This window comes from Mycobacterium sp. NGS50 (assembly GCF_059812545.1).
Genome location: NZ_JCALCW010000073.1, coordinates 1 through 2,156, shown reverse-complemented (window position 1 = coordinate 2,156; position 2,156 = coordinate 1). Strand labels below are relative to the sequence as shown.

Below are 2,156 nucleotides of genomic sequence, written 5' to 3'. Positions count from 1 at the left end.
TCTAGCTCAACGCCATCCCAGTTGGGTTTGGGGTTGACCAGGGGGATGGCCTTGGCGAGCCGAATCAGATCAGCCCTGGCCTGTCCCAACGGCGTCAGGGCCGGATTGCGCACCCGTTCTTTGGCCGTGCGGCCCTGCACAAGCACGCCGTAGTTATCGACCTCGGCGCGGGCGCGCTCGTACTGCTCAAGGGTCTGGCAGTAGATCGCCAACATGTCGTGGTCTACGAACTGCCACCGGCCCTCGGCGTGGATACGCTCGGCGTGGCGGTCCCAGGATCGGCGGCCCGCGATACCCAGCGGCATCGGAGGTTGAAATTCGGAAGTGATGACGTTTCTCCTGTGTAGCAAACTTTTGGCGAATTGGCCGAGTGGCCGAGTCGCGAGGCCCTGACCAGGCATTTTCAGCGTTTATGCAGGTCAGAGTCCTGACGGAAAACGCTTTTGGATGCAGAGACCCACAAGAGGAAGCCCGGTGAACGGTACGTGGGCGCCCGCATCCAAGATCAAAACCCACCCACCTGCGCGTTTCCAGATTCATGGACGATTGGCCGTGAAAGTGCCTGTCGAACCGCCAGCGAACATAAGCCCGGGCGTGGTAACAATGACTGTGCGTTACGCCAGCGCTGCAATCTGTAATGCGGCAGTCGATGCTGCGCCCGGTGCCACGCTGTCGCGTGCGCGCAGGCTCGCGGGGTCTGCACCGCACGCCGACGACCGCACTGCGTGCGCTGATATGGGCCTACGTGATGCCGCCCGCTGTCGTCGCGGGTGAACACCGCAAGGTCGGTCAGCCATCCGATGCCGTGCGTGGCTCTGTCGCCTATGCCGCGCTACGCCGGGGGCTTACCTCTGCACTACATGCCGCGCGTTGCGACCGGCGCGCCCAGGGGGTCACGAAAACAGGCCCGGTTGCGCAAGCCTGACCGATTGCTTGGCGGCGTGGCTGCGCAAACCGGGGTTGGCCCGTTCGCGTGCGCAGCGGATTGGCTTGGCGGATCGGATGCTGGTTGATCGGATGCCGCGCGGGGTTCTGTCTGGTGATGCCAACGGTGAACCACGGCGTGCGCTCACACGTGCTGCGCGTCGATGCCTCGGCAATTCCCTAATGCGGTAACACGCGGTTGCTCGGGTTGCTCACTGACTAACTCACACGCAACTTGTTTGTTGAGTCTGCGCGGTACGCCGAACGTCGCCGCCACCACGGCTAGGTCTCAGACGGCACGGAATGCGTCGCCGGATGGAATGACACCGCGGCAGCTGTGAACGTCGCCCAGAATCCTGCTGTAGGGGTGGGATGGCCTATCCCTGTGTCGGATTGAGGGGTCGCCGGCCGCGACGTGCGGGGGTCTCGTCGGCAAGATCGTCGGGCGGTTCGGCGTCGATGTGCAACAGGCGTTCGCGCGCTGGAGTGCCCGCGCTGATCTCGACACGAAGCCAGCCGCAGACGGTCACGGTTGGACCCTGGACGGGTGGGCGATCAGCGGGCCCCGGTCCTCGATGAACCGTGCCAGCCGGGCGCACTCCGCTTTGCCCAGCGCCACGCTTGCGCCCGGGCGATGAATCACAATCCCGCCGTCATCGCGGCGATACACCACGACAGGAACACGGCCCGGATCGGTCACTATCAGCTCGTCCATGCGCGTCAAACCATCTGGCCGGCGAAAAACCGGGGCTCTAAGTCGAGGAGCGTCACTAAGATTTGCTCGCACAACGTTTTCGCTGCCTCGTATGCAAGCGGCAGGATAAATGAGGGTTCACCGTTCGCCGGGTTAACCTTCAATCCGATGACCGGGCCTTGGTTCTTGCTTTCGTCAATCAGAATGTCAAAAGAGTCGGCAATAATGCTTGCGTAGTCTTTTCCGTGGATAACTCTGTTTCTTATTGCGGTGATGTTTTTCTCCTATTCTCTCGCGCGCGCGTTAAGTGAGTTAAGTTGCCAACCCTGTGGCTAATTTGCGCAGTACCGTTTACGCCGATGAGTTCCGGAGAGCAGTAAATGCGCTGGCCCACCAAAGTTGCCTTGGTAATTACCACGGGATTTTTTGAAAGATCAAAATTGTTGCTTGACTCGCCGACCCGGCACATGCGCCTTCTGGGCAATCTCGGTCTGGCATGTGGGTCGGTAAGGTGACGCTCGCCAGCCGGCGAGCTAGG

2 protein-coding genes are annotated in these 2,156 nt (G+C 61.6%); both read right to left on the bottom strand.

The annotated features are described in order from the left end of the window. A partial coding sequence (locus AC5Y36_RS25710; protein ID WP_500043802.1) for a P27 family phage terminase small subunit occupies positions 1-305 on the bottom strand: 305 nt, incomplete at its 3' end. Positions 306-1,450: 1,145 nt separating this feature from the next. After that, positions 1,451-1,639 (bottom strand): hypothetical protein, encoded by a 189-nt coding sequence (locus AC5Y36_RS25705; RefSeq protein WP_500043801.1) that lies wholly within the window; start codon positions 1,637-1,639, stop codon positions 1,451-1,453. Positions 1,640-2,156: the final 517 nt, after the last annotated feature.

Bases quoted from the DNA above. Each gene is read 5' to 3' on its own strand.
- AC5Y36_RS25705 (WP_500043801.1), bottom strand. From the start codon at position 1,639: ATGGACGAGCTGATAGTGACCGATCCGGGCCGTGTTCCTGTCGTGGTG.